Source organism: Mycolicibacter senuensis (assembly GCF_003284925.1).
Classification (GTDB): domain Bacteria; phylum Actinomycetota; class Actinomycetes; order Mycobacteriales; family Mycobacteriaceae; genus Mycobacterium; species Mycobacterium algericum_A.
This window is the reverse complement of record NZ_QMEX01000293.1, coordinates 1-1424: the sequence shown is the minus strand read 5'-3', so window position 1 is coordinate 1424 and position 1424 is coordinate 1. Positions and strand designations below refer to the sequence as shown.

Annotated in this window: 1 protein-coding gene; it reads left to right on the top strand. The window is 62.4% G+C overall.

The window, feature by feature from the left end; all coding sequences use genetic code 11:
- The first annotated feature begins 374 nt into the window (after positions 1-374).
- Complete coding sequence (locus tag DQP56_RS24225; protein WP_112689608.1) at positions 375-1391, top strand: PE-PPE domain-containing protein; 1017 nt, start codon at positions 375-377, stop codon at positions 1389-1391.
- Positions 1392-1424 lie beyond the last annotated feature (33 nt).

The following is a 1424-nucleotide window of genomic DNA, read 5'->3' as shown; positions in this document are numbered from 1 at the left end:
CTGGGGGCCACAGGCATTTGTGGTCTCTCGCAGTTTTCGAAAATGAGACCGCCGACGGTGTCCAAAACGGAGCCACGGAGCCGGTTTCGGCGGGATGCGGCCAACTTGGCAAAGGCGCCATCGGCTCCGGTTCCGGGCACTGCGCGAGTGCTGTTGCGGGATGTACCACTACACGGTACCTTTTAGTTTCCATTAAGGAATTTAACAGGAGGAACCGCGTGCGAGTCACCGCCTGCTTACCGCTTGTTGCCGCTGTTGTTGCTGGCAGTGCCTTCGCGGGTGCCCCGATCGTTTCACCATCGGTCCACGCCCAGTCGCCGGCGTATGCCCTTACCGGCAACGGCACAGACCTCGGAGGCGGTGTCGCGCTGATCATGGGTGGTACGGGTATTCCCCAGCCACCGCAGGCTTACTTGGATGCCGTCAACGAACTCTTCCTCAAGCCGCACGGCTTCACCGGCGAACTGGTGTCCCAGTGGGGACCGGAGAACGTCAGTCCGACGTCGAGCGCGGTCGGCCTGGCGGAACTGCAGAACTCGATCGCTGAGCGGCTCAACGCCGGCGAGGTGAGTGCTGACAACCCGATCGTGGTGTTCGGTTATTCGCAGAGCGGCGGGATCGCGGCCAATCTGGTGGAGTGGTTGCAAGACAACGACATCTCCAACGAGCTCGTCCGGATTGTGACGATCGGTTCTATGGCCGCCGCCCGGGTCGACCTCGACGGCTACTACACCGACGTCTACAACTACGAATATGACCCGGTCGGGATCAAGCCGATCTACGACAACCCGCTTTCGGAACTCAACTCTGCGCTGGGCTTCATCTACGGGCACTCGGTGTATCTGAGCGCGACCCCGGAGCAGATCGCGAACGCCATCGAACTGCCGGTGGGCGACCCGGATTCACTGACCAGTTTCTACATGATCCCGAATGACCTACTGCCGCTGCTGGCCCCGCTGCAGCTGATCCCGATTCTGGGTATGCCGCTCTACGAACTGCTGGAGCCGGTGACCCGGATCCTGGTGAATCTGGGCTACGGCAGCCTTGAGCACGGCTGGCCGCCGGGAGACATCGACAACCTGCCCGCCGGTGACGGTTTCCTGCCGCCCAACATTGAGTTGGGTGACCTGCTGGAGGCACTGGGCAAGGCCACGTTCGACGGCATCGGGAACTTCTTCTCCAGCTGGCTCGATCCGGAGACGTATCACATCTATGGGCTCAACGACCACCCGTCGCTGCTCGGGATCATCAACGAGGGCTACCTGGCGGGTTACCTCGACTCGCCGACCCCGTCGCTCGAGGAAGCCCTGACCGGCCTCTGGAACTTCCTGCAGGCGTTTACCGACACGACCCCCTACGACATGCCTGACCCGGTAGACCTGCTGGGCTAAGCACGCTTGACCGACGGTAGCCCCGGCTCGGGC

Coding starts and splice junctions, on each gene's coding strand:
- DQP56_RS24225 (WP_112689608.1), top strand. CDS start 375: ATGGGTGGTACGGGTATTCCCCAGCCACCGCAGGCTTACTTGGATGCC.